27 protein-coding genes are annotated in these 25,324 nt (G+C 52.8%); 16 read left to right on the forward strand and 11 right to left on the reverse strand.

Annotated elements, in window-relative coordinates; all coding sequences use genetic code 11:
• Positions 1–2 precede the first annotated feature (2 nt).
• The 4 genes from IEX96_RS08415 to IEX96_RS08425 form a co-directional block, all read right to left on the reverse strand.
• Entirely contained in the window at positions 3–1,610 is a 1,608-nt protein-coding gene (locus IEX96_RS08415) for a type IV secretory system conjugative DNA transfer family protein (protein WP_188873771.1), read from the reverse strand.
• A 2-nt stretch (positions 1,611–1,612) separates the two neighbouring features.
• Entirely contained in the window at positions 1,613–1,897 is a 285-nt protein-coding gene (locus IEX96_RS08420) for a hypothetical protein (protein WP_150005701.1), read from the reverse strand.
• Between the two features lie 245 nt (positions 1,898–2,142).
• Complete coding sequence (locus IEX96_RS14205) at positions 2,143–2,265, reverse strand: hypothetical protein (protein WP_268238500.1); 123 nt, start codon at positions 2,263–2,265, stop codon at positions 2,143–2,145.
• Positions 2,266–2,285: 20 nt separating this feature from the next.
• Positions 2,286–2,582 carry a hypothetical protein gene (locus tag IEX96_RS08425; RefSeq protein WP_150005700.1) on the reverse strand — a complete coding sequence of 99 codons (297 nt, stop codon included), beginning with the start codon at positions 2,580–2,582 and terminating at the stop codon, positions 2,286–2,288.
• Between the two features lie 153 nt (positions 2,583–2,735).
• Between IEX96_RS08425 and IEX96_RS08430 the strand changes: the two genes are divergently transcribed.
• Positions 2,736–3,233 (forward strand): hypothetical protein, encoded by a 498-nt coding sequence (locus IEX96_RS08430; protein WP_188873772.1) that lies wholly within the window; start codon positions 2,736–2,738, stop codon positions 3,231–3,233.
• Here IEX96_RS08430 and IEX96_RS08435 read toward each other — a convergent pair.
• Positions 3,230–3,670, reverse strand: coding sequence for a hypothetical protein (locus IEX96_RS08435; protein WP_150005698.1), 441 nt, complete (start codon positions 3,668–3,670; stop codon positions 3,230–3,232). The genes IEX96_RS08430 and IEX96_RS08435 overlap by 4 nt on opposite strands.
• A 127-nt stretch (positions 3,671–3,797) precedes the next feature.
• On the opposite strand from IEX96_RS08435, the gene IEX96_RS08440 reads away from it, so the two are divergent.
• The gene (locus tag IEX96_RS08440; protein ID WP_150005697.1) at positions 3,798–4,577 is read left to right on the forward strand and encodes a hypothetical protein; all 780 of its coding nucleotides are present in this window, start codon (positions 3,798–3,800) and stop codon (positions 4,575–4,577) included.
• On the opposite strand, the gene IEX96_RS08445 is transcribed toward IEX96_RS08440, so the two are convergent.
• Entirely contained in the window at positions 4,574–5,146 is a 573-nt protein-coding gene (locus IEX96_RS08445) for a hypothetical protein (RefSeq protein ID WP_150005696.1), read from the reverse strand. The two genes, IEX96_RS08440 and IEX96_RS08445, sit on opposite strands and share 4 nt — an antisense overlap.
• Positions 5,147–5,747: 601 nt before the next feature.
• Here IEX96_RS08445 and IEX96_RS08450 point away from each other — a divergent pair.
• Positions 5,748–6,542, forward strand: coding sequence for a hypothetical protein (locus IEX96_RS08450; RefSeq protein WP_150005695.1), 795 nt, complete (start codon positions 5,748–5,750; stop codon positions 6,540–6,542).
• On the opposite strand, the gene IEX96_RS08455 is transcribed toward IEX96_RS08450, so the two are convergent.
• Complete coding sequence (locus tag IEX96_RS08455) at positions 6,539–7,033, reverse strand: hypothetical protein (RefSeq protein WP_150005694.1); 495 nt, start codon at positions 7,031–7,033, stop codon at positions 6,539–6,541. The genes IEX96_RS08450 and IEX96_RS08455 overlap by 4 nt on opposite strands.
• A gap of 242 nt (positions 7,034–7,275) precedes the next feature.
• Here IEX96_RS08455 and IEX96_RS08460 point away from each other — a divergent pair, with 242 nt between their 5' ends.
• The 6 genes from IEX96_RS08460 (at position 7,276) to IEX96_RS08485 (ending at position 12,131) form a co-directional block, all read left to right on the forward strand.
• Positions 7,276–7,842, forward strand: coding sequence for a recombinase family protein (locus IEX96_RS08460; RefSeq protein WP_188873773.1), 567 nt, complete (start codon positions 7,276–7,278; stop codon positions 7,840–7,842).
• Positions 7,842–8,096, forward strand: coding sequence for a hypothetical protein (locus IEX96_RS08465; RefSeq protein WP_150005692.1), 255 nt, complete (start codon positions 7,842–7,844; stop codon positions 8,094–8,096). Before IEX96_RS08460 ends, IEX96_RS08465 begins: the two co-directional genes overlap by 1 nt.
• A gap of 12 nt (positions 8,097–8,108) precedes the next feature.
• The gene (locus IEX96_RS08470) at positions 8,109–8,810 is read left to right on the forward strand and encodes a WD40 repeat domain-containing protein (RefSeq protein ID WP_150005691.1); all 702 of its coding nucleotides are present in this window, start codon (positions 8,109–8,111) and stop codon (positions 8,808–8,810) included.
• A gap of 207 nt (positions 8,811–9,017) precedes the next feature.
• Entirely contained in the window at positions 9,018–9,659 is a 642-nt protein-coding gene (locus tag IEX96_RS08475; protein WP_188873774.1) for a hypothetical protein, read from the forward strand.
• A gap of 63 nt (positions 9,660–9,722) precedes the next feature.
• Positions 9,723–10,480 (forward strand): IS5 family transposase gene (locus IEX96_RS08480; RefSeq protein WP_150005689.1). Its coding sequence is split into 2 segments (ribosomal slippage): positions 9,723–10,047 and positions 10,047–10,480, totalling 759 coding nucleotides; the frame shifts between segments, so codons are not numbered across the junction.
• A 103-nt stretch (positions 10,481–10,583) separates the two neighbouring features.
• On the forward strand, positions 10,584–12,131 hold the full coding sequence (locus tag IEX96_RS08485) for a hypothetical protein (RefSeq protein ID WP_150005688.1): 1,548 nt from the start codon (positions 10,584–10,586) through the stop codon (positions 12,129–12,131).
• A 521-nt stretch (positions 12,132–12,652) separates the two neighbouring features.
• Here IEX96_RS08485 and IEX96_RS08490 read toward each other — a convergent pair.
• Positions 12,653–13,033 (reverse strand): hypothetical protein, encoded by a 381-nt coding sequence (locus IEX96_RS08490; protein WP_150005687.1) that lies wholly within the window; start codon positions 13,031–13,033, stop codon positions 12,653–12,655.
• Between the two features lie 685 nt (positions 13,034–13,718).
• Here IEX96_RS08490 and IEX96_RS08495 point away from each other — a divergent pair.
• The 3 genes from IEX96_RS08495 to IEX96_RS08505 are packed head-to-tail and all read left to right on the forward strand — an operon-like array spanning position 13,719 to position 20,223.
• The gene (locus IEX96_RS08495; protein WP_229773624.1) at positions 13,719–18,668 is read left to right on the forward strand and encodes a DEAD/DEAH box helicase; all 4,950 of its coding nucleotides are present in this window, start codon (positions 13,719–13,721) and stop codon (positions 18,666–18,668) included.
• Positions 18,669–18,686: 18 nt separating this feature from the next.
• Positions 18,687–19,646 carry a hypothetical protein gene (locus tag IEX96_RS08500; RefSeq protein ID WP_150005686.1) on the forward strand — a complete coding sequence of 320 codons (960 nt, stop codon included), beginning with the start codon at positions 18,687–18,689 and terminating at the stop codon, positions 19,644–19,646.
• Position 19,647: 1 nt separating this feature from the next.
• On the forward strand, positions 19,648–20,223 hold the full coding sequence (locus IEX96_RS08505; protein WP_188873775.1) for a hypothetical protein: 576 nt from the start codon (positions 19,648–19,650) through the stop codon (positions 20,221–20,223).
• A gap of 38 nt (positions 20,224–20,261) precedes the next feature.
• Here IEX96_RS08505 and IEX96_RS08510 read toward each other — a convergent pair whose 3' ends face one another.
• Together IEX96_RS08510 and IEX96_RS08515 are read right to left on the reverse strand one after the other, a co-directional pair.
• On the reverse strand, positions 20,262–21,509 hold the full coding sequence (locus IEX96_RS08510) for a three-Cys-motif partner protein TcmP (RefSeq protein ID WP_150005684.1): 1,248 nt from the start codon (positions 21,507–21,509) through the stop codon (positions 20,262–20,264).
• Positions 21,510–21,520: 11 nt separating this feature from the next.
• Positions 21,521–22,279, reverse strand: coding sequence for a DUF5131 family protein (locus IEX96_RS08515; RefSeq protein WP_150005683.1), 759 nt, complete (start codon positions 22,277–22,279; stop codon positions 21,521–21,523).
• A 449-nt stretch (positions 22,280–22,728) separates the two neighbouring features.
• Here IEX96_RS08515 and IEX96_RS08520 point away from each other — a divergent pair, with 449 nt between their 5' ends.
• Entirely contained in the window at positions 22,729–23,628 is a 900-nt protein-coding gene (locus IEX96_RS08520) for an ArdC family protein (RefSeq protein WP_150005682.1), read from the forward strand.
• Between the two features lie 113 nt (positions 23,629–23,741).
• Positions 23,742–24,170, forward strand: a complete 429-nt coding sequence (locus IEX96_RS08525) for a Rap1a/Tai family immunity protein (protein WP_150005681.1) — start codon at positions 23,742–23,744, stop codon at positions 24,168–24,170.
• Positions 24,171–24,241: 71 nt separating this feature from the next.
• Here IEX96_RS08525 and IEX96_RS08530 read toward each other — a convergent pair whose 3' ends face one another.
• Complete coding sequence (locus IEX96_RS08530) at positions 24,242–24,421, reverse strand: hypothetical protein (protein WP_150005680.1); 180 nt, start codon at positions 24,419–24,421, stop codon at positions 24,242–24,244.
• 370 nt (positions 24,422–24,791) lie between these two features.
• Here IEX96_RS08530 and IEX96_RS08535 point away from each other — a divergent pair, with 370 nt between their 5' ends.
• Together IEX96_RS08535 and IEX96_RS08540 are read left to right on the forward strand one after the other, a co-directional pair.
• The gene (locus tag IEX96_RS08535; protein ID WP_150005679.1) at positions 24,792–25,040 is read left to right on the forward strand and encodes a hypothetical protein; all 249 of its coding nucleotides are present in this window, start codon (positions 24,792–24,794) and stop codon (positions 25,038–25,040) included.
• The gene (locus tag IEX96_RS08540) at positions 25,037–25,321 is read left to right on the forward strand and encodes a hypothetical protein (protein ID WP_188873776.1); all 285 of its coding nucleotides are present in this window, start codon (positions 25,037–25,039) and stop codon (positions 25,319–25,321) included. The genes IEX96_RS08535 and IEX96_RS08540 overlap by 4 nt, the downstream gene beginning before the upstream one ends.
• Positions 25,322–25,324: the final 3 nt, after the last annotated feature.

A 25,324-nucleotide genomic window follows, 5' to 3' on the forward strand; every position in this document is an offset into this window, starting at 1 on the left:
ATCTATGAAGGGCGAAAGCCTTCAACGTAGGACCACATGCCGTCCGAATATTGCGGGTAGTGCGAAAATTGCTGCGGCACGCGCTCAACGATGACCCTCGCACGACGGCGACCCCATCTTGAGGGGATAGGCACGGAATCGTGGGGCGGATGAAACGGATTGGGCAGAAAGCGCCCAGTAAAGTCTGACCGTTCATAGTAGGGATGCTTTTCGGCGAAGATGGGTTTGAGGTTTTTGCCCGAAATGAAGAGCAGTTGCTTGTCCTCTGGCATCGACAGGATTTCTTCTGGCATCATGAGTGCGCGCGCCTGTTTGGTGCGATGCTCTTCGGCGTAAGCATGATACTTCATGTCGGCGTAGGCCGAGAACGGATCGCCGCCGTTCATGATGCTCTTGGCGGCATTCATCTTTTGCCGTTTGGCGTCTGCCTGTCTCAGGCTGTCGTCATATTCGAGCGTCTCGGTGCCCAGCATTGAGGACACCATCTGCGCTGTCTGATAGTCGCGCACGCCGAAGAACTGGCGCAATGCGGATGAACCCATGAAGCCCTGAAGGGCAGGTGCGCCGAAGTTTCTGACGATCTGGCCGACATCCTGAAACAGCGCCCAGACCTGAACGCCAGCGCCGCGACCGAAGGTGAAGGCGCGAAGCAGGGCTTCAAAATTTCCGAGCTGGCCCGCCTCATCGATGATCATCGTTGCGCGTTGTGCGGAAGGTGCTCGCGACTTGTAGAGCATCTGCACGGTGAACATTGTGCGCAAGATCGGAGACCACAGACCCACGTATTCTATAGGCACGTTGATCGCCCAACTCGTTGGCTGGCCCGAATTGCAGGTATCGGCCAACGAGGCATCGGCTCCGTCTAGCGCGGCCTGAAGCATCGGATCATCGAGGAAGTTCAGGTGCGCATAAATCTCCCCGAGGATGCTCCCGAATTCCTTCTCGCTCTCCTGCTGCTTGGCCAGCATCTCGCCAGCAGTTCGTCTTACACTGTCCATCGAGGAGCCCAGCATGGCTTCGAGGCAGTCTGCCCAGGCATTCGGGTCAGCTTCGATCCAGTTGATGACGCGATAAAGTGAGGGGAAGCTGACCTTGCCGTCCCGCTCGACCAGCATCTTGATGATGTTCTCGATCCACTCGCGGGCGCGTAGCTCGAAGTAACGACCGTTCGATGCGCCGCTTGTCGGGATCAGGCTTTCGGCGATGAATTTACAGTCCGCATGAAAGTGCGGATCGTTCAAGCGAAGGATATCCAGCGGGTTCATGCGATGCTGCGGGAGGCCGCGCATCCCCGTCGGGTTCCAGCAATAAAGGTAGCTCCGATTGAGAACGAAGTTTACCATCGTAACAGCGGCGATCTCGCCGCGTGGGTCGAGGATGAAATTTCGGTTGCCTGCATTGCGGGCCACTGCAAGCGCGAGAAGATCGCGCATTTTGCCTGAGCCTGCACCTGCGACCGTGATAATCGGCGCGTCGGTTTCCAGGCAGATCGATTTGTTCGCGCTATAGCCGATCTGAAGACCGCGAGCGCTTAGCAGTCCGGCCCGCCTCAGTTCGCTCTCGTCAGACCAAGATGCTGATCCGAACCGATACTCTTCATTGCTCATCATGATTACTTTCCTTTGAAAATACGGTCATGTGTCGCCATGACTTTTGTCTTTTCGGGAATTGTGAGGACCTGCGTGCCCGCATCGGGATGGAAGCACTTGATGAAATGCGAGCGGATTTCTCTGGGCTTTACGGTCGGATGAAATGCGTTGATCATCCGTATCCAGACACAGACCTTGACGTCCGGAGAGATGTCCGACGTTTGCGAACCTGGGGCGAAGAGGCTCTTGAACCGATCAAAGATCGGCTGCATCTCCGGCTCAGCGAATTCAATTTGGATGTTGTTCATCGGACGCCCAACAGCCAAAGGGCGATGGCAAGCATTGGCAATGCCATGAAAATGTGACCAACGATATCAAGTTCGCGTTGGAAGCGATGCTTCAAGTCATGACAGATTGCGTCTACTGCGCGTGAATAGGCCAGATAGGCTTGGACAGCGTGCCCAATTAACTTCCATACCATTTGAAATCTCCCGTTGAGCCGAACCCCGAACAGCGGGGTTCCGGCTCCTTCAGTTTTGAGAATTGCCTGCGATCAGCCGACCAGCGCGCCGATCACTCCAAGAATGATGAAAACCCACATGATTGTGCCAATGATGGCACCCCAGTCGGTCTCACGTTTGTAGATGCCGCCGACGCGGCGATGCTTCGTGAACATGGTCGATCTCCTTTGATGGTTCACAGAAAACGAGCGACAAGAGTCATGATGAGCATTGGCACAGCCGTAGAAATCGACATGCGTGATGAGAAGAACACTACCGAGCCGCACGTCACCGCCCAGACGAGAGACGTCGGACCTTCGATGCCATAGCCATAGTGCTGGGCCGCAAATTCTTGAATCCAGCCAATCGTATGGCTGTAGAGCGGCGGTGCTCCAAGTATTGTTGTGATGACGGCGAGTGTATTCGCGAGTCCGGCGACAGAAGACATGAAGACCGAACGGCTTGCATCTCGCTGTTTTTGCAAAAATGACATGCTTGACCTTTGAAGTTACCGTCGGGCTTGAATGCCGACTGCTACACCATCGCAGAGCCCGAGCGCTGTTTCGGGGAATATCGCAACTTTTGTCCGAAACGGTCTTGCCAGCACTGCCTCGCCCTTGTGCAATACAAGGCAGGAGGTGCGCCAATGTATGTGAGCATTTTGGAAAGGGAAACTGACCGTAACCCGCTCGATTTCATCAGCGTCAGTAAGGCTGAGCTTGAAGTGTTTCGACTGATCCCCGAGCTTTGTTCAGCTCTCAACGACGGTTATTGCCGTTACATGCGGATGGTCGGATATATCGCCTGTAGCGACGATGAGGAAGAACGGCAAAAGGCATCGGATAAGGCGGCATTCTGGCCCACTATCGAGCGGGCGAACTGCCAGAGACCCTCGCTCGACGCAAATCTTTGTGCGGTCTTCATGAACGAATATTGCGGTCTGCCATTTGATCAAGCCTACGCTTGGCACCGCCGCGTCGAGGCCCAGGAGTGGCGGCAGGGCCTCAAGCCGATCCGTGGTGTAACTGTGTCCGACCAGTACCGCGCGTTGCGGGGCGATAAGAGCAACAAGCTTACAACCGCGGCGCTGATCAAGGAGAATGGAACCACCTCCATGATCAGCGCTGACGATGTGCCGTTCTAATCCGCTTCCTGATCGGCAGGGGGACGGTTGTCGTTGGCGGGCCTCAAACCAAGCATGCTCATTTCGAAAGGATACTTAGTAGACAAGATGGTCGCGAATACACGTACCCTGTTGCGAACACCACGCTTCAGTCTAGGCCGGACTCCACCTTCGACTGGTTTGTTGGCGAAGTCCCTGAACCATTCGCGAATCCAAGGCGTTTCCAATTCGTCGGTGTCGAGAAAAACTTCCGCGCCGTTTTCAACGATTTGTCCCCGAAAGTCCCTATATGCATCGATGAGCCACTCTCGCCAGTGGTCAGGGCTGATACCAAGGCTGGCTGTAAACTCACGGAGGTCCCGAAGGTATTCAGGGTTATCCAGTTTTCGGTCGGACACCAGCCTTACTTGCAGTTTTTCGCAGTAGCCTTGGCAATTGCATTTGGGGCAAAGAAACATTGGCTTGTCTCCGTTCAGCTTTGTCGTTCGATGGAGACAGTGTTACCCAACACTGGAAACCTGTGATACGAGCTTGGCAGGCTTACGAAAGTTGTTTTGGAAAATTCTTTCTGGTGGGTGAAATCAGGTGTCGGAATACGAGCTGAAAAACCGTTACCTGAAGAATGCGCGCATCAGCGAAGCTGGGTTCGTTATTCTGGTTCGGGCGTTCCTTCGCGGGATCAAGCCCGCGCAAGCGGCCAAGTTGGTCAAGCTATCAGAACCTGCTACCCGTGAACTCTACAAACGCATTCGCTTCCAGCTTTTTGCGACACCGCTCTATATGATGGACCTGATACCGCGCTTGGAGATGGAAAACCGCGATGATGTGGTGTGGTGCTTGCGGCAGATCACGTCGGCGACGCCTAGGAAAGTTCGCGATTGTGCATATTATTGCGAGACGGAAACGCCACCGAAACACATTCAGAGTTTCTTTGAAGGGAAGACGCAAGACAAAAGCCCTTTGGTTGGCAGAAGCAAATGCAAGACATGCACTATGAATTTTATGGGCTATTGCCCAAGGAAGATCGAAAGCTATTCCGATTTATACCGAGAACAATTCCCAGAATGGGTAGTCGAACAAAGGAAAACTGACGCGCTCGGTATTTGGATCGATGTATTGCGTGTTCTGGCCAACTATCGAAAACTCAACGAAATCGATTTCTTCTTTTACGCCATCAGTGCGACGCTACAAGTGGCTATTCAGCGGAGGGATTTACCAGCGCCTTCAGGTTGGAAAGCCGGGATGAACGTTCCGGATGAACTATGCGGCAAGCCGAAGCTTGGCGAAGGACGGGCATTTCAAAACGACATCGAGGGGCCGATCCTGTTTCCCGCTCTTGATTTGATTGAGGAATACCCGCTTTAGGCGGGCTCTTCAGGTTCTGGGGGCGGGTAGTAGCTTAGGCGCTCCTTGAAACCGCGATAATGTCGAGCGCCTTCAAATAACTTCAAGAACCGTCTTAGGCCTTCGTCTGACCCCAGAAGGTGACCCGCAAATGCCTTGCGCGTGGTTCCGCGCTCGACGCACTCGGCATCAATTTCATCGATATGCTCGGGCTTGGCACCTGCTAGTGAAATGTCCTGAAAAGTTCCTAGAACCCGTCGCCCCGAAGGTCCCTTCGGATTATCGGTGGTTTTCCAAGGGCCAGGCCCTCCATTCTTGATCCGCTCAACGATTTCACGTTGCTTTTCAAAGAAACTGGCACCCTGAAAAAGCTCATGAACTTCCGTTATTTCCCTCAAGTCTGAGGAAGTCCATATAGACTTTGCCAAATTGCTGCGTTGCCGTTCGTCTTCGATACAAATGGCGTCAATAGCGTCGATTTGCTCTGGCGTCAGGCCTGCAAGTGAAATGTCGCGAAACGTGTTTGCGATACGATCCGGGGATGGCCCATTTGGGTTATCTGTGGATTTCCAATTTTTACTTGTACTCACTCGCAAATTATATCTTAAACTGATGTTTTATTACAAATATCGTACAGTAAAATGTTTAATTTCAGTGATTTACATATTTCGATCAATCCGTTCATTTGTGCCGAGATTGCCTCTTCCGCCAGGGCGATCGGAGCTAGCTTGCGGAAGGGAGTGGATCGGCACAAGCCGGACAAATCACTGACAGCGCGCCGTGAGGCGTCGGATCACAGGCCACGAAAAAAGTATATCGAGATTTCGCCTGACATGCTGAAGGAGTTGCGCGCCGAATTCGAGCGCACGAATGCGAAGCCTGCGGCCATTTTTCGTGCGCGCCCACCATCCCTCAGAGGACTGACAGAAATTAAAATATCTCATTGGCGCACAGGCCGTGTAAAGCGCGCTGATCCTACAGAATGGGCTTATGTAATGAAGTTTTTGCGGTCACTTCCCGACAAAGCATAAAATACAAATAAAATGCATTTCAAATGCTTTGTAATTTTACATAATTATTAACCATCTATTACTATCATATACACAAGTCGATTGAATTCGATATATGCAGTGCGGGGGCGCTGCGGAAAATAATATAAAAAAACAATATTATATTGTTCAGGGGCGTGTGATGAGTGTTGATCCCGATACATATTTGAAGGCCGCCGAGGCCATGCCGCATGGCGGCTTATCTGCCATAGCTGGCGATGCCATCTCCGACGTGGAGGCGGCACGCCTGTTTAGCAAGCATGTCGCGTTTCGCGAAAACGAGATGTTTCTCGGAATGCAAGGTGGTTCTGTCGATGGATACAATCTGCGCGGTGCCGCCGCTTTTGATCGTTTCAACAAGGACTTGGAGCGTCGATCAGCGGATGGCAAACGCGCGCGCTCGTTTGATGACATTCTCCATCTGGCGTTAATCGACAATCTCAATGCGCAGATCGCATTCTTGGACAGCAAGATCGCTGAAGCAGAGATCGGGTTCGAAGAGCGGTATGGTGAAGACTGGCGCGAACAAATTGCGCAGCGGTTGCTTGACCCTGATGACATCCCCCAACGCGAAGACGGAGAAAGTATGGAGGAATATCGTCAGCGTCTGGAAGATGCTCTGATCTCTGACATGTTGGACGAGAACGGCGAGATCAAGCCCGAGTATTTAGATGATCCCGAGATGAAAGAATGGGGGCTGTGGGCCAAGGCTGAATATGACAAGCGTGAAGCCGAACGTGACAAAGAGTATGTTGAAGACCCGACGATTGACGAAGCCGAACGCAGTCGCCGCCAACATGAAGTATCGGAAAGCGCGACTTTCCAGTCGCGAGATGAAATGTGGCATCAAGCAACTTCAAATGAAGAGCGCGCCGTGATGGAAATGCACACTGACCGTGCTTATGACGAAGTGGCTATGGACAACTCTGGTTTTTAATTGTTCACATTCTCATATGCGATAGATGCGAGTAGGCCTCGTGATTTTCTGAAGTTATAGCTATCAGCTGTTTGCTGAACTGCCTCTCTCGAAGGGCCGAGAGAAAAAGGCCCGTCCACGTACCCCGCATAATAGAACGCCGCCCCGGTGGCTGGGACGTCATTGTGGTCAAAGAAGAACGTGATTGGGTCTTCCAAGCCGGCATTTCGAAAATCGGCTGTGAGCACATCTCGAATTCGTTCCGGGCTTGGCGTGGACTCGTGCGTGCCTAGGCGGATTGCGACGGCGATACCCGCATTTTCGCGGGAAAAAATACTCGCTCCTCTATCGGCATTTTCGACCATCTGGATGGACGAGGTTGTCGCGACGACAGGGATCGGCTGAGCATCTTGCGCCCAACTGAATGTCAGCGGAGTGACTGCGGCCATGGCCGTCAAACCTATGGCTGCCGCCCTTCCAGTAAAACTCTTTCTGATGTCTTCAAGCGCCATACCACTTGCCTTTCATCTCTTCGATCTGGCAAATATCGGGGTGGTATAACCCCTTAAAAAAGGACCGTTTTTCTTGAAATCACAAGCTACTTTGTGATACGTTTCGTTTTGATGAATAAGCCGTTGATAAACGGCAATTCTGGCAGGTGTAGGGGCCGTGTTGGTTTGGTGAAAGCCACTCCCTTTAAAACGGTCGTTTTTGTGGATGTCACGGACCGACCCAACGGTAAGGACACCTGCTCATGCCCCGAAAAATAGGCTATGCGCGTGTTAGCACGCTCGATCAAAACCTCGACATGCAAGTCAACGCTCTGCGCCAAGCTGGCTGCGACCCAGTATTCACCGACAGCGGAACATCCGGCGCTGAAATCGACCGTCCGGCCTTCACCCTAGCGCTCGACACCGTGTGCGAGGGGGATACGCTCATTATCTGGCGGTTGGATCGCATGAGCCGATCTCTCAAGCACCTTATGGAGTTAAACCAAGTGCTGACTGACAAGGGTGCGTATTTCGAATCCCTGACTGAAAAGATCGATACTTCCACCGCCATGGGCGAGTTTGTCTTCCACATCCTCGGTGCTGTGGCGCAGCTAGAGCGTGAAATTATCCGCGAGCGAACAATGGCGGGATTGGCCGCCGCCGCAGATCGAGGCAGCTATCCAGGTCGCCCTAGAAAGCTAAATTCAGATCAAATCCGCAATGCCGCCAGAGAGAAACGTCGAGGCGAGTCGTGGTCTACCCTCGCGCGGCGGTATGAGGTAAATCAGGAAACGTTGCGGCGCAGCATTGCAGATGCAGGATTGGTTTGATGGATGGCAGGGTTCGAGCTTTGAGCGGTTCATTTTGTCGAAGTGCAGTGGTTCTATTTTCTGTACTTTTTCTGGTCGGCATCGTCACAGCGTGTGCTTCAACGCCGCCACTCAACGCAGAAGCCCGTGCAGCGCTCGATGAAAACGCCTCTACCGACAGACATGGCAACCGTTGCTTTGAGTTTGAATTTGGCAAAAATGAGAACGGTCAACTTGTGTGTCCGGCGGTGTCAGCAGAATTATATGAATTTTGATGAGCGGTTAAAGTGAAGGGCGAAGTGCAAATATCCATCCGGACTGTTTCCACAATCAAGGGTGGGAAAAGATTTTCAGATGCGCGTTTCAGCGCCGACGGCCAATCAATAGTGACGAGATGCCAAACCGGATTTGAGCGCTGGAACGCAAAAACTGGTGAGCGGCTAGTGGTACTTCGTCAAGATGATCCTGACGTTAAAGCGTTCACTTCCACCGCCCTGCACGAGATCGGATGTGATGGGTTCGACGAAACGACGGCCAAAGCAGTCGGAAATCGCTTCAATGGTTGGGCTGATCTCGTGACTATTAGCCCAAACCGACGGTACGTCGCCTTTGGCTCGAAGGCCGGAGACTTGGGTGTCGTCGATATAGAACAAAACCTGCCGATGATCCTCCACGGACACACAACAAGTATGAACAATCATATTCATCAGAACAGCATCACAGCGTTGCTGTTTGATTCAAGTTCGTCCTATCTGGTTTCGATGGCGGATGAAGATGATGCACCCTTGTTATGGGATTTGTCAGCGAAGGGCGAAGACCGGACCTGGAACAACAAAAGGGCAATTCAGATTTTGCCATCGATCAAGCTAAACGAAGCAACCCCAGCAGGCATCGATACCATCCAATTCAATCCAATCGCACCCGAGCTTGTGACCACACACCGAGTGACGGAAACGGCAGTCGTTTGGGAGATTGTGCGTCAGCCTTAGAATCAAATGTTGCGGGTCAAAGCTATGCGTCGTCAGGAGCAACCGAAGTTTACGCCCACATATGACTCGCTGCAAAACATGGGAAATGGATTTAGTTGCGCAATACAGAACCTCAGGCAGCTCGGCGCGATGTTTACATGGAAGACAAAGTTAATGGATATTTAACAAAATTATTTTAGTATTTATGTAATATATCTGCGAGGTAATTTGGTTTATTTACAAGTAAATATTGATATCGACTTACTAGATAAGTTGCCCGAAACAAGTGAGGTTGAAGCTGAATTTCAAACGAAAAGCCGACAGGATGATCAACGAATAGATGCTTTTTCTGAATTTCTGAAACTAGTCGAACAGGTTCAATGGACGGAGGAAAATGCACACTTTCATATGAAAAGTGGAAATACAATATCTGTTTCCAGCGGCTCAGTGAATTTCATGCCTGCAGAGGATCTCAGTCCAGAGCACTTCTTCTCAAACATGGTCGAAATAGTTCAATTGGCAAATGCTTATCAAGACGAGCGTGACTCCATAGTTTCTGACAGAGAAGGCTTTGTAGAAAAGTATGGCGATAGTGAATCATCCGAGTCGCTCTGGTCGTTGATTAACTATGAGCCTCGGTTTGAATCCGAGGCCTATTACATTGCCGAATTGATGGGTCTTGACGTGTTGAACCGACCTGCGGACTTCTCATCGGTTTCTGAGGACATTGCCCCAGAGTTTAAGGCGCTGATCGACAAAAAATGGCAGGAACTGCAATCCAAAGTACACGCACCTGAGTTTCAGAAGACACTAGAGGATGCAGGCATAGAGACGCCAAACCACTTGTTAGCGGCACCTGCGCTGCCTTAGGGTCAGGATGCATTGATTTCCGCTGCGCTGCGTGATTCACGGTTCTTAAAACGGAGCGGTGGCATGAGCGATCTTTTCTGGCTGAGCGATGCGCAGATGGCGCGTCTTGAACCCTTCTTCCCAAAGTCCCACGGTAAACCCCGCGTCGATGACCGGCGTGTTCTGAGTGGGATTATATTTATCAATCGCAATGGGTTGCGTTGGCGCGACGCACCTATGGAATACGGCCCCCACAAAACACTTTACAGCCGCTGGAAGCGCTGGAGCGAGAAGGGCATTTTCGCGCGGATGATGGCTGGGCTGGCGGCGGAACACGGCGAGAAGACCACCGTTATGATCGACGCGACATACCTGAAGGCCCACCGAACGGCGACCAGCATGGCCGCCAAAAAGGGGGGCGTGGTCGCCTGATCGGTCGTACCAAAGGCGGCATGAACACCAAGCTGCACGCAATCTGTGACAGTCAGGGGCGACCAATCGACCTGTTTGTCACCGCCGGACAAGTCAGCGATTATATCGGCGCACGTGCGCTGCTCAGTGGCCTGCCAAACGTCAAATGGCTACTCGGAGATCGTGGCTATGACGCTGATTGGTTCAGAGAAGCGTTGCAAGACAAGGGGATACGCGCCTGTATCCCAGGCCGGAAGAAACGCAAGACGCCAGTCAAATACGACAAGAGGAGATACAAGCGGCGCAACCGCATCGAGATCATGTTCGGCAGGCTCAAAGACTGGAGGCGCGTCGCGACCCGCTATGACCGATGCCCGAAGGTGTTCCTCTCAGCAATCGCCCTCGCAGCTCTCGTTATCTACTGGTTATGAATCCTGACCCTAAGTATGACGCCCGGCCCCTACGTTCATTGGACTTCGTGTTAAAAACCGTTATCGTCAGCCTCGATGTTGAATTTTGCCAAGAGGTCTCGCGATGCGTTTTCTTTATGTATTTCTGGGCGCATTTTTCTTTCTTTCCTCCGCAGCGATTGCTGACGAAGCACGTCTTCGTCATACGGGTTGGGAACCTATTCGGATTGTCTCTGTCGAGGGTAGCCATGAAATCTGGGAGGTCGTACCAATCGGCAGCAATCCTACCTATGTATTGCTTCATGATGTTCCTGATGACGTCGACCTGGTGAAGTTTGATAAACGAGAAGATGGCAGCCGATATCGCGTGTCCCTTCAGTTATCCAATACGTTTGAAAGACTGGGCTTAAGGCCAAACTTGCCAAGTGGATATCCTTACACCGACGTTCGCGTATATCATTATTCTCAGCGCTTCACAAACCCGAACACCCACATAAATGCCGGAGAGCAGCGGGAGAACCCCGTCTATTCACATACAATTACGTTATTTGCAGATGGCCGTTTTCTTAACGAATACTACATTGCCGAACTCGACTTGCCAAAAACGTCTATTCGGGATGTGAAGATTTCTTTAGGCTTGCTAGAGGCGCCACCCGTTGCACAATTTGAAACGGACCAGATGCTTGCTGCGCTTAACGCAGGAACACTTGAAGAGTTTCAAAAGGACAGAGCGACTTTTGACCAACTTCTAAATAGACTCACAAGGATTGGCGAACTGGGTTTTCTAACGGCTGCCTATCAGGATTTAGGGTCGTTTGAGGGTTGCGCACAGGGCGCGACTGCCTGCAACATCAATAAGTGCCGATCCCATTTACGTTCAGCATCACGTGACGCGAGAGCGCAAGGACGGCCACTGAGAGATTTCTTCATACGTCCTGAAGGGAGTTTTCAGCCCCACGAAATCCCATGGCAATGCGGTTTCTACATCGGGCGCGATATGCTCAACAACCGACATTCGGATCAAGTCGGTTCCGAAGACTGGGTTTTCGTGCGAGATGTAATTGCCTTCGGTTATGCAGAAACACCCGAACGCATGCATCGGGCGCTTTGGAACTTTGGGTTGATGTTCGCGCAAGGACGTAATCAGTTTGGATTGGTTGACTGGGTGTTGGAACGCTGGTCGCCTCCGGCAGGCGAATTCCAAGTGTATCAGAAGGTTCGAGCGTTTTATGACACGCATGATTTTGCCGAACGATTGGGTTTCAGCGGCACGCGCGGTGTACTGACGGATGCAAGTTTTGCCCCCGATTGGGCGTTCAGAGTTGATGAGCGCGTCATCACGTACGCTGACGTTATCCCGCACTATGCGAAACTCACGGCACTTTCAAACCAACCTCCCTGGATCAGTTTTCTTGACGATGAACGAACGGTGCATGTGCTATGGATTGATTTTACTTCGGGTAAGCTCAGAGCCGAGCGGCTCAATCTTTTGCAATTGGAGGCTGATATCAGAACCGACGAAGGACGTGCTCGGATTATGGCGCACCCGATCAGCCAACTATTGATCGATGCCGATTTCTCGCCGCCATTTCGCGAGCCGGAACAGGTTGGGAAATATTTGCGAAAAACACTGACATATCACGAGTTTCAAGACTTTGCGAGTGCTCTATAATTGCCGCCGCGGTTTCTGTGAATTCCTGCGGGTGGCCTTTCAACTCGTTAAGGCGTTGCCAGATATTTCAGTGTCCATACACACAAAGTCTTGCCAACGATAACTCCATTACTTGAATGGGGCGGGATTGGGTAATCGTGTTCGCATACCCCCACGCAGAGATATGCGGTAAATCGGGAAACATTGCGGCGCAGCATTGCAGATGCAGGATTGGTTTGATGGGTGAATGGTTTCAATTTGCAGGCAAAGCTTTCTCGGCTCGACCCTACGCATCACTTGCGGCCTTCATGTTGGTCAGTGCCGCTGGCGGGTGCGCATCCTCGCCAAGTTTAAGCCCCGATGCCCGAGCCGCAGTTAGTGAAGCCACGGTATCAGAAGGTCGTGATGGGCGCTGCTTCGAGCTGGAGATTGGCAAGGCCGAGGAAGGGCAGCTTGTCTGTCCGACAGTTTCGACCGATCCTTGATCTGTTGCGAACCCGCGCAATGTGTCGTCATTCTGACAACGCTTTACCATGAAGCGATCAGAGACCTGTCAGGGTGATGTGACTGCTGGAAGCCAGATGGTTTTCCAAGTAGCCGATGATCTCACGAACAAAGCAACGATACTGTTTCAGCCCGTCTTCTCGACTGAGACTTGCATCCTTCAAATGGAGCATGAGCCATCGCCCGGTGCTATATGGTGGATAGTCAAACGGGTCTGGTGACGGCAATTCGACTTCGAGCTGGCTCAGCAGCACCTCCCAGTCTCTGATGATCGTATGCCATGTGTCAGAGGCTATGTTGATGTCCACGGTCGGCGCATACTTAGGCACAGCTCGTTCAATGGTCGGTAGCACGGACTGAAGGCCGTCATCGAGAATGCACAAGGCATCATCAAAGTTTTCGCCCAATGCTGATGGCACGAAAAAAATGCGCTCATTGCGGCGTGGGACGGGTGACCCGATCCATGTTCTGAGGGCGTCAATTCGCTCGTCTGGCTTTCTCAAGTTTCAATGCCGATCTTTGGAGTTGCGTAGCACAGCGTCTGGGGCCTTCTGAGAATGCTGCTTCGCATAATCAGATCACAAATAACCCTGATAGATCAACAAGTCCGTCCCGCAAGATGTGCGGTGTACTACACCGCAATCTTGGCAAGGGAGCCCGCTGCGCGCTCCCGTTGCATCCCTCCGGCCCTGGCTCTTCAAAGGGCATTGAGCCCATCCAGAGCCATCAGAACGTTTCGCCGTTCCATCACTCGCAGGAGACTTCGCTCTCCCTGCACCCATCGATCAAAGGGGCTATCGCGCCTCCTTTGAAATCCACTCGCAGGACTTGGAGAAGTGCCTCTCCATCTGCACCGAACCATGCACGAACGGCTGGCCGTTCGATCACCAATCAGGGGAGCCTTCGAGCTCCCACCGATACCCCCATGAGGATTTCATCCAGACCACTTCATGGAGACCAACCCAGCGCGGATTGGATGCCGCCAACTTGTCGAAGATGGATCGCGTTACTCAGTGTGGATATCGAACTATTCACGAACATTCGGAGGTGTGCCCGTGCGATTGGGGTGCTAGTATTCAACAAAAAACGCATCGAGGTAATCTTGTGAGCACTTCATCCAATCAAGAATCTGAAGCCACGAACCCGACCCCAACTTCGCTTGGAGCGCTACTTGATTCATATAGGGCCGCTGCACGGACAGAACGCGAAAAGGGCACGTATTTTGAACGGCTTGCCATCGCTTATCTCACGCATGATCCAGTGCAGGTAGAACAGTATGAGGACGTGAAGCCTTATTCTTCCTGGGCAGATGAGCACGGATGGGACCGCCGCGATACCGGCATAGACCTTGTGGCGAAGCTCAGAGATGAGGACGGCTACGCCGCTATACAATGTAAATTCTATGATGCGGCCTACCGCATCCGAAAAGAAGACATCGATAGCTTCATTTCAGCATCGGGCAAAGAGCCCTTCAAGCGGCGCGTGATCATCGACACCACCGAACGCATATGGAGCGGTAACGCCGAAACGATGATCCGAGGGCAGTCGATTCCGACCATCCGCATCGGCCTCAACGATCTTCAGGAAAGTCCAATCCTTTGGGAAACCTTCTCCGCCGATGGCGAGGTTGTCCTGGCTGATAGAAAATCACTCAGGTCGCACCAGAAGGAAGCGGTGCGTGACGTGCGGGCAGGATTGGCCGAAGCCGATCGCGGCAAGATGATCATGGCCTGCGGAACGGGAAAGACCTTCACCAGCCTGAAGATCGCTGAAGACCTGGCTGGACAGGGCAAGCTTGTCCTTTTTCTAGTACCGTCTCTAGCGCTCATGGCGCAGACTGTGCGCGAATGGACGGGTGACACAGAGACACCGCTCCGTTCGTTTGCCGTATGCTCCGACACCCAAGTTGGCAAGCGCCGCGCGAACAACAATGACGTGGCGGAGATCGACATCCTCGATCTTGCTTTTCCAGCCAGCACCGACGCGGCCAAACTGGCCGAAGGCGTCAACCATCCGGCACCTGAAAAGATGACGGTTGTGTTTGCTACCTACCAATCGATCCAGGTCATCGCTGACGCCCAGAAACACCACGGACACCCTGACTTTGATCTGATCATCTGTGATGAAGCGCACCGGACCACCGGTGCGACCCTCGCAGGCGATGACGAATCCAATTTCGTGAAGGTGCACGACAATGATCTGATACAAGGCAAGAAGCGGCTCTACATGACCGCCACGCCGCGCATCTTTGGTGACAACGTCAAGGCCAAGGCCGACGAAGCCGACGCTGTTCTCGCCTCGATGGACGACGAAAGCCTCTTTGGGAAAACCCTCTTTTATCGCGGCTTCTCTTGGGCGGTGCAGAACAACTTGCTGACCGACTACAAGGTGATTGTTTTGGCAATGGACGAAGGGCTTATCAGCACCGGCGTTCAAAAGCGCTTGGCCGACAGCACGAGCGAGCTTGTTCTCGATGACGCAACCAAGATTGTCGGATGTTACAAAGCTCTGACCAAGACCGACATGAAAACCGACGTGGCGGCTGATCCGAACCCGATGCGCCGCGCTCTGGCATTCTGTAAAGATATCCGCAGCTCGAAGCTGATCCGCGATGAATTCTCGGGCGTGGTCGATGAATTCCTTGGTGATGATCCGATTCTCGATGACATCGAGGACGATGACGATCGATTGCGATGCGAGATCGAGCATGTGGACGGCACCTTCAATGCGAAGGAACGTGGACGCCTTCTCGACTGGCTGAAGGCTGAAGCAGACGATCATACGTGCCGCATTCTCACCAATGCCCGTTGTCTCTCCGAAGGCGTGGACGTGCCCGCCCTGGACGCGATCATGTTTTTGCACCCGCGCAAAAGCCAGATCGACGTGGTGCAATCGGTTGGCCGCGTCATGCGTCGCGCCGAGGGTAAGAAGATGGGCTATGTGATCCTGCCCGTGGGCGTGCCCGCAGGTGTCCCGCCCGAGCAGGCGCTTGCCGACAACGAGAAATTCCGCGTTGTCTGGCAAATCCTGAACGCTTTGCGCGCCCACGATGACCGCTTCGATGCGACCATCAACAAGGCATCCCTTGGCCAAGACGTGAGCGGCCAGATCGAGATCATCGGCGTCACCGGTGCGCCCGAGATCGACAGCGACGAGCTGAAAGCCGTGACCGCCGTGGTTGAAGACCTTCCCACGAAGGCCACACCCGCCAGATCGAATATCGGCACCCCTGAACGTGATCCAGTTGCGACTGGTCCCGAGCAGACCGAAATGGTGTTTTCGGTCGATGAGTTCTCACGCGCCATCATGGCCAAGATCGTCAAGAAATGCGGGACGCGGGACTATTGGGAAGATTGGGCAACCAATATTGCCGATATCGCCAAGAACCATATCACCCGCCTGACGGGCATCCTGAAAGACCCCGACACCGAAGCGCGCAAAGCCTTTGATGCTTTCCTTGAAGAGCTGCGCGATGATTTGAACGAGACAATTACCGAAGCCGATGCAATCGAAATGCTGGCGCAGCACATCATCACACGCCCTGTTTTTGAGGTGCTTTTTGAAGGCCACCAGTTCACCAGTGAAAACCCCGTTTCGCGGGCCATGCAGCGCGTTTTGGACGTGCTAAACGAGGCCAATCTCGACAAGGAATCCAAAGACCTCGAAAAGTTCTACGCGAGCGTTCAGCTTCGCGCCCAGGGTATCACCGACCCGCAGGCCAAGCAGCGCTTGATCGTAGAGCTATACGACAAGTTCTTCCGCAACGCCTTCCCGCGCACGACCGAGAAGCTCGGCATAGTCTACACCCCCGTCGAGATTGTGGATTTCATCATCCATTCGGTCAACGAGGTGTTGCAGGAGGAATTCGGGCAGACCCTTGGCTCCGAAGGCGTCCACATCATCGATCCTTTCACTGGCACCGGCACGTTCGTCACCCGGCTTTTGCAGTCTGGTTTGATCGCGCCCGAAGAGCTTGAGCACAAATTCCGCAATGAAATTCACGCCAACGAGATCGTTTTGCTGGCTTACTACATCGCCGCGATCAACATCGAAGCGGTGTATCATGGCCTTCAGGGCGGGGTCTATGTGCCTTTCGAAGGCATCTGCCTCACAGACACGTTCCAGATGTATGAAAGCGACGATCTTATCTCGCACTATATGCCTGACAACTCCGAGCGCCGCAAAAGGCAGAAATCTCTGGATATTCAAGTTGTTGTGGGGAACCCACCCTATTCTGAGGGCCAAGAGAGTGGCAACGACAACGCTAAGAACGTCGCCTATCCGACGCTCGACCAAAGCATTCGGGAAACATACGGGGCAGCGTCGAATGCTGGATTACAAAATAGCCTGTTCAACAGTTATGTGCGTGCGTTTCGTTGGGCAAGCAACAGAATTGGAGACAAGGGAGTCGTCGCCTTTGTGACTGCTGCTGGATGGATTAACGGAAACTCGTTCGATGGGTTCAGGAAGTCTGTTGCGGATGAGTTTTCTTCGATCTACGTATTTAACCTGAGGGGAAATGCCCGAACTAAGGGAGAGTTGCGACGAAAGGAGAAAGGCAATGTCTTTGGGCATGGGTCGAAATCTCCGATTGCTATCACGGTTCTCGTCAAGGGTGAGAGGGTTGGTGCCCCTGTAATAAGATACTCCGAGGTTGGAGATTATCTTGACCAAGCAGAAAAACTTCGCCTCGTTCAGACGTCAAAAAGCATTGGTGAGAGTCATGATCTTGTCGATTGGCGGGAAATCAAGCCAAACGAGCAAGCTGATTGGTTGGGACGCCGTGATCAAACATTTGCAAAGCACATTTCGGTAGGCGGTAAAGGGTTAGGAGAAGAACAATCACTGTTCTTTGAAACGTCTAGCGGCATCAAAACAAACCGTGACCCATGGTGCTACAATGCATCTCGCTCTGAAGTTGCAGAGAACATGGAGCGCATGATCGAGAAGTACAACATTGAGACAAACCGGTTGGTTGCGGCATTTCCCTCACGCTCAGAACGACCTGCCGCAGAAGAATTTGTTGATACTGATCCGAAGCAGATCAAGTGGACGCGAGAAATTTACAACTCTGCAAGAGCTGGGCGTGCAGGTGAGTATGACGCGTCTCATGTCGTTAGAAGCATGTATAGGCCGTATGCAACTGAATGGGCTTATTTCGACAGACATTTCAACAACTGTATTTATAAAATGCCTCGGCTGTTCCCTTATGAAGCCCGAGACAATCTCGCAATTGTAGTAGCGGGGCCGGGGTCACAAGAATTTTCGGCTTTGATGGTAGATCGATTGCCGAACTATGATTTGCAGTCAAAGGGTGTTTGTTTGCCGCTTTACGTCTTTGATGAAGATGAGTCCCCTTCTGAACGCGATGATCTGTTTTCTGGTCAACCTACCAATGAAGCGGGCACTCAAGATGGCATTACCGATGCTGGTCTTGCACGTTTCGCGGCGGCCTATCCGAGTGAAGAGATCACCAAGGAGGATGTTTTTTATTACGTTTATGGTCTTTTGCATTCAGAGAGCTATCGCAACAGCTATGCCGACAACCTTTCCAAGGAACTGCCCCGCATTCCTTGCGTGAAGAAGGCCGAGGACTTTTGGGCGTTCAGCCGCGCCGGTCGTGCCCTGGGCGAACTGCATGTGAATTATGAGAGCGTCGCCCCGTATCCGGTCACGATCAAGCAAGGCGACTTGCGCACGGCGGTGATCAAAGACCCCGAAGCCTTCTACCGCGTGACCAAGATGAAATATGCAGGCAAGCGTGGGGAAGAGGACAAAAGCACGGTGATCTACAACGCCAATATCACCATGCAGGATATCCCGATCGAAGCCTATGATTACGTGGTGAACGGCAAGCCCGCCCTTGAATGGGTCATGGAGCGCCAGGTCGTGAAGACTGACAAGAAGAGCGGCATCACCAACGACGCCAACCGTTACGCGATTGAGACTATGGGCAACCCTGCTTATCCGCTTGAGCTGTTCCAAAGGGTGATCACGGTGAGCCTTGAGACGATGAAAATCGTCCGTGGGCTGCCTAAGTTAGATATTGACTGAACGACAAAGGATTATTGAATGGCATTACCCTCAAATTATCGGTGGATCGTAGTCGGCAAGCTGGCGATCAGAAATCGCGCCAACGCACCGCAATATGCACCAGATTTTGTGATTGGAGATTTGATCGCGGCGCTCAACGACCGGATCGCCCGTGATGATGTGCATAGGCCATACTCAAAGAATTCGCGGTTGATGTGGTGCGGTGACCTGGCGGAAGACGACCACTATTTTCGCCTTATTTTGCAGGTCGGTGACAAGAATGTTTCGGGTGTTTCGTTTCTACATTTCGAAACGTTGGAGACACGCGACATCCAGAAGGACGATGACGAGGGCGGGCATTACGCCGCCCACATCCTGATCCGAAAAGCGGCTGATCCGCATGGAAGACACCTGATCCTGATTGAGAAGGTGCCAGGCATCTACCTGTCTTCGGTCAAGGATCATTTGTCTTGGGTCTGCAAGAACGCACTCTATGAAAAGGAAGTGCAGGACGACGATGGTAATCCCAAGCGTTTCCGCCCTGTCTTTGAAATCGACGGGCATCAGTCCCGAACGATCCGTGAGGCGTTGCGGACGGGTACTCTTCAAGACATCGAGTTTATTAGTCACGAGAAAAATCACGAAGACGGACTCGACGAAGATCCGATCGTTGAAGAAGTCGTCCACGAAGCAAGGTGGGAAGTGAAGAAGCGAGTCACGGAAGACCAGGCGCGCACGATCTTCGGGCGCATTGGCGGCTTCCTGGGAGGCTTCCGAGGTGGCGCGGATGACACCCAGATTTTCGTGAGGATCAAAGCTGACAATGGCCAGATCAAACGAACTGAGGTGCATCACAACGGGGATGAAATACTCGAACAAGCATTTGTGCAAAACGAAATCGTCAATGATTTCGACCCGCCTTTGACACAACGCTACGAGGCTTTTCGTCAGGACATGATTGAGAAGATGCTCGAAGTCGCCAACAACGTAGGCGACTGACATGGCTCTTCAAAAACACGCCAAAGTTTTCACGGTATTTTCGTTCCTGCGGCTGCGAAGCCCTGATATTTTTTGGTATCAGTGGATTTACCCGACAATCGTTTTTGTGTTGGTTTTTGGCGGTTATCAATTCTGGGGAGATCAGTTCCTAACCTTCGATGGCGACAAATTGATCGGAGATGTAAACGCCCTCATGGGAATTTTGGTCGGGTTCTACATCGCGGCACTGGCGGCGGTGTCGAGTTTTACGAACGAAAACCTTGATCAAGTCATGAAAGGGCGCGCGCCCACACTGACTACCGTGCGAAGAGGCAATGAGGTCAAAGAAACGCTGACGAGGCGGCGGTTCTTGGCAATCTTGTTCGGATATTGCGCGACCTTGGCGATTGTTCTCTATATTTTCGGAGTGCTCCACGTTCACTTAACGTTTTCGCAGCCAGCCGCGTCTTGGGTGCAAGTGGCAATGAGCATTTCGGGACAAGTTGCATGGGGCTTCTATGTTTGGATCATTTCCAGCCTGTTGGTAGTGACACTCTTGGGTTTGCACTATTTGGTGGAACGCATGCATCGGGCTTAGCAAAACTTGGCAAGGCTGTGCCCAAGCAGGACGCTTTCTTAAAGCTGAAAAAGCGTCCTTTGGGCAGGCAAAATCAATCGATCTGATGTTTGGATTCGGGTGCCTGCCCGTTTCAAAGTGCCCTTGCCAGATAGGACTTCGAATTCTCTGGCGCGAGCAAGTTCTGTGATGACGCCGAATAAGTCATGGTTTGTTGCTGCCGTGCGATTTCCGATCTTCTCAAGGAGTGCCTCAATAGAGACCGAGTCATCATTGAGGCAGGCGTGGATTTCCTTTGGAAGCTCAGCGAGAAGTTCCGCCTCCAGGCGCGTCCTGTCCTGATCGGCAAAACTGAACAACGCATCCTTGGATTCGATTAGCCTCGTGTCAAAGCCCAGTGAAAACAGGCTACCGCGCCCAAAATGTCGGAAACTGTTTTGCGTATCCCAGTGAACGCCGAGCATCTTGTCGCGTGCAGCCTGATGGCGCGAGAGATGTGCCAGCATCATCCACCTGTTGTCCGTGCGCGACCACAGCATGAATGGCGTGAAGAACTCCGCGCCGCTGTCCCTCTGAATGTTGCTCATCAGCAGCCGCTGCGTAACCATGCGCCCAAAGGCTTCGTCTGACTTGTTCGCGTTCCAATCGGAGATGAACGCATCGTTCACACCAAACTGACGATAGACTTCCAGCGCGGCGGATTCCTCGCGAAGGTAATTAAGGAAGCTGTCGATGGCGAAAGTCAGAATGATTTCCGGCCGATCTAGCTCTGAAAAGATCGTTTTGATCGATGCCATTGGAACGTCCGAATAGCCAAACTGATCAAGAACAAAGATCGATCGACCTACCCTTTGATTCGTTCTGATCTCCCGAAGGATTCTCGGCAGTTCTTCTGCAAATTCGGCCACGCGCAACGATATACTGCCACCAATCTGATCGCCGTATCCTTCGTCTGTGATCTGCTCACGCAGTGCCGCGATGTGGTTGTCATTGCTGTCCACGAAAATGTACCGGGCATTGATCTCCAACGGCTTTTCCCGGTTCCGGTTAAGGCGTATGCGGGCATCCTCAACAGCCCTGAGAAGGATCAAAGGACTTCCCTGCTGGATGCAGTCATTTTTCTGATACGCTCCACCGCCGCAAAACCCGTCAACTAATGTGATATTCAATCGTTCGGTTCTGGGGTTAGGAACGACGGTGTCAAAGTAAACGTCGAGGTATTTGCTGAGCACATCGAGCTTGCGGATCGAGTGCTCTTCAATCTTCGGTAGGGGCTTGTTCGGGCTCCATTGAAAATTCTCTGGCATCTGAACCCTCGCTACGACGCAAGCCTTTCTAGGATGGGCTCAGGCACCATCTGCCAAGGAAAGCCATTCCACTCTACGCCGTCCAGAAGTCTGCCGCCGGACTTAGGCCGAGGTCCGCCCCACTGTTTGAAGAAGAATTCGACCTCATCGCGCTCACACAAATTCCTGATTTCAACGACCCATTCTTCGGCCATGGGTCTCGCCTGGGGGCCGCTTTCTCCGCCCACGATTGCCCAGGCGATATCTTTAAGATCGATTTCCCCCACCGGCCCAAGCAATGGCTCAAACGAAATGAAGCGCGCGGGCGAATTGATCTGTTTCAGATGTTCGATCCGGCTAGCGTGGGGCTTATCCTCTACGCTGACCCCTAGCCAAATATTGCTGGGGACGGATCGGTCCGAATAGCGCTTGCGAATGTAGTTGCGCATCAAGCTGCTGCGCTTGGTCAGCACCTGAAAAACATGCCAATGCGCTGACTCCATCGTTTCAAATACCTGATCGATAAACTTTCGGGGTATCTCCTTGTGAAAAAGGTCACTCATCGAGTTCACGAAGATCATGCGCGGTTTTTTCCAGCGCTTCGGCTGGTCCAATCGCTCCGGCCAAACTCTGAGGTCAAAGCCTTGCTCATATGGGTGTCCAGGAATGCCGCGCCAACGCTCGGCAAATCGTTCGGCATAACAATGATCGCATCCGGGACCGATCTTCGTGCAGCCCGTTACCGGATTCCACGTCGCATCTGTCCATTCAATCTCTGATTTTTGTGCCATGCTCTCCTCAATTTTTTGCTCATAGTATACATTATTTCGAAAGCGCGTGGAACTAATGTTTTTGTTTTGTTCGCAGCATTTAATTTGAGGGAGTGATATCCTGGGTCTCGGCTTTATGCCTAGAATTTTGCGCGCACCCTAATCGGGTCGGGCTGTCGTGAACCGAGCCAGCAAGCTGTCTCGGCCATACGGCTTCGATCCCTTGCGCATCATCTGACAGCCCTCGCGGGCTGACCTCTTCCTTTTCGTTTCGAGGGCCTGCGGCCCCGTCGTCCGTCAAGACCAAGCCCTTCGCTTTGGCTTCGGGCGAAAGCCATGGCCCGTGGCTCGGCTGCGCCTGCGCCCGCACCTCTTCCATGGCTTTCGGTCTGGACGGCCGTCCCCCCGCTCATTGGCGCGGGCCTAGTCCGGTTGCATGCGCAACCGACTATCCAAGAAAGGGGACAAGAATGAAAACCGATATTTATGAGAGGGTTACCAACAAGATCATTGCCGACCTTGAGCAAGGCGAGCTGACATGGCTGAAGCCATGGAGCGCAGGCAGCATCGAAGGCAAAATCACCAAGCCGCTGCGCCATAACGGCGTGCCTTATAGCGGCATCAACATCCTGATGCTTTGGGGAGCCAGCATCGAGGCGGGCTATCTCTCACCGTACTGGATGACCTTCAAACAGGCGAAAGAGCTCGGCGCGCACGTGAAAAAAGGCGAGCGCGGCAATCTGGTTGTCTATGCGAACACGATCACCAAAACCGAGGAGCAGGACGACGGAAGCGAGGAGGAGCGCAAGATTTCCTTTATGAAGGGATACAGCGTTTTCAACGTCGAGCAGATCGAGGGCTTGGCCGAGCACTACTACACCAAGCCGAAAGCGATCATCGATCCCGCGCGCCGCATTCAGCATGCTGAAGAGTTTTTTGCGAGCACGGGCGCGGAAATTCGCCACGGCGGCAACTCTGCCCACTACAGCGGCGGCAGTGATCATGTGCAAATGCCGTACTTCGAGACCTTCAGAAGCCCGCAAGCCTACTATGCAACCTTGGCGCATGAGCTGACCCACTGGACCAAGCATCCCAAGCGCCTTGACCGCGAATTCGGGCGCAAGCGTTGGGGTGATGAAGGCTATGCGCGCGAAGAGCTTGTCGCCGAACTTGGTGCAGCATTTCTGTGCGCTGATCTTGAACTTGCGCCGGAACCGCGCGCCGATCATGCGGCCTACATTCAGAGCTGGCTCAAGGTTCTGCAAAACGACAAGCGCGCGATCTTCAGCGCCGCCGCGCATGCGCAGCGTGCCGCCGATTTCTTGCACGGGCTTCAGCCTGTCATCGAAGAAGTGAGCAACGTCGCGTAGAGGTAAGAAAAAATCGCGGCTGGCCTTCAGGCCAGCCGGTTCTTGGTCGGTGCTTGTGGATAAACAATTCACCACAAGTTAAAAGACAGTACAATTCCTGTAAACTGCTCACTATGCAGAGTTTCTTTCTAGAGATTTTTAAACTGACATTCACAGCAATCATAATTCTGATTCTGGGCTTCGTATTCTTCAGTTTTATTGATGATGAAGAAGAATATTACTTACCTGATGCAGATTACATTCAGTTGTGGCTTAACGAGACCGAGAATGTTGAAGAAAAGGGCTTCAAGGCAGAAACTCTCAAAGAAACATGCGGTTCAGAACATATTGCTGATAAAGGGTGGTGTACGGGTTATATGCTTGGTTTCGCCGAAGGGCACCAAGTTTCTCGCGAGCCCATCTTTTGTTTAGACGGTCAATTTTCTAGCGATCAGCTTGGACAGTCATTCAAGAACTTCATGGAGGCGAACCCGCAGCACTGGGGAAAATCCCGTTCAGTGGTCTTAACTGGTGCTTTGCAAAAGTCTTTTCCTTGCGACTAATGCATTCTCAATCAACATCGACAATCTTTGACAATTCGCGGCTGGCCTTTAGGCCAGCCGCGTTGATGGCCTCATGGACCTGGCGGGCGGACCGCCAGTTCGGCCTCAATATTGTGCAGCGATGCAAGAGCATTGCTGCGTTCAATCGATCCGCGAGGAGCGGAAGCAAAGGCGTTGAAAGCCTCGCGTAAGAGGGCATGCAGTTCGGCTGTGCTGCGCGATGCTGCATCGAAGCGTGTGATGAGTCTCATCGTCACCTCCTGTTAATTGTCAGGAGGCCCCGAACCGTTCAGGGCCTTTCGGCCCTCGCACACATCATTCATGGCCCAGTGAAGGCGCTGATGGATCGGGGTAACGCACTAGAAATCTATCGGAAGGTGGCGCTAAGGAACGCGTGAACAGGCATTCGGTGTCGGCAGTTGGCGCAGCATGACGGACCTTTGCCCGCGCACGGCTTGCAGCAATTCGCCTTTCCTCTGACCGAACGCGGATCGCGCATCAATATCCTGCCCGCACCAGTTCGGCGGTGGCCTCACCCGTGTTGGACATGACACGGCGATCCTTTGCCTTCGGTCTCATCGGGGGGCGTTAGCAAGCCAACCCGAACAAAGGAGATCGATCATGGCACGCAACAACACCCAAACCGCGCAAGACCGCACACGCGAGTTCCGCGCACCGGAGTTTCTGGCGTGGCACGTCACCCAGAAAGGCGACAAATCCTTCTGGAACAAAGTCGGCGCAGCGTGGATGCATAAGGACGCCAAAGGCTACACGCTTCAGCTCGAATCCCTGCCTGTCGGCGGTCGCATCGTTTTACGCGAGCCGCTGGAAGACACGGCTTCACCTGCAAACGACGCGGGGCGCTCATGAGCGCCCCAGTCACCAGTCAGATCGACTGGCACGGCGTCGCGATAAGCGTCAGCTATCATCGGCACCAGTGGTCGACGTTCGACCATATTGAAGTCAACGTCATCGGCGATGGGATAATACCCATCACCGAGACAGGCTATCGCTCGCACTATCTGCACAGCGATGTCACGGACGAATATGGTGGGGCCGTTGCCTACGTGTTCGCGTGGCTTGAGCACGAAGCTCAGACCCCGCAATGGAAAAAGCGCGAAGAGGCTGCGCGTCAGCTTTCATTGTTCTAGCGA

Origin of the sequence: Iodidimonas muriae (assembly GCF_014647255.1) — a bacterium.
In the GTDB taxonomy this organism is placed as follows: Bacteria; Pseudomonadota; Alphaproteobacteria; order Sphingomonadales; family Rhodothalassiaceae; genus Iodidimonas; species Iodidimonas muriae.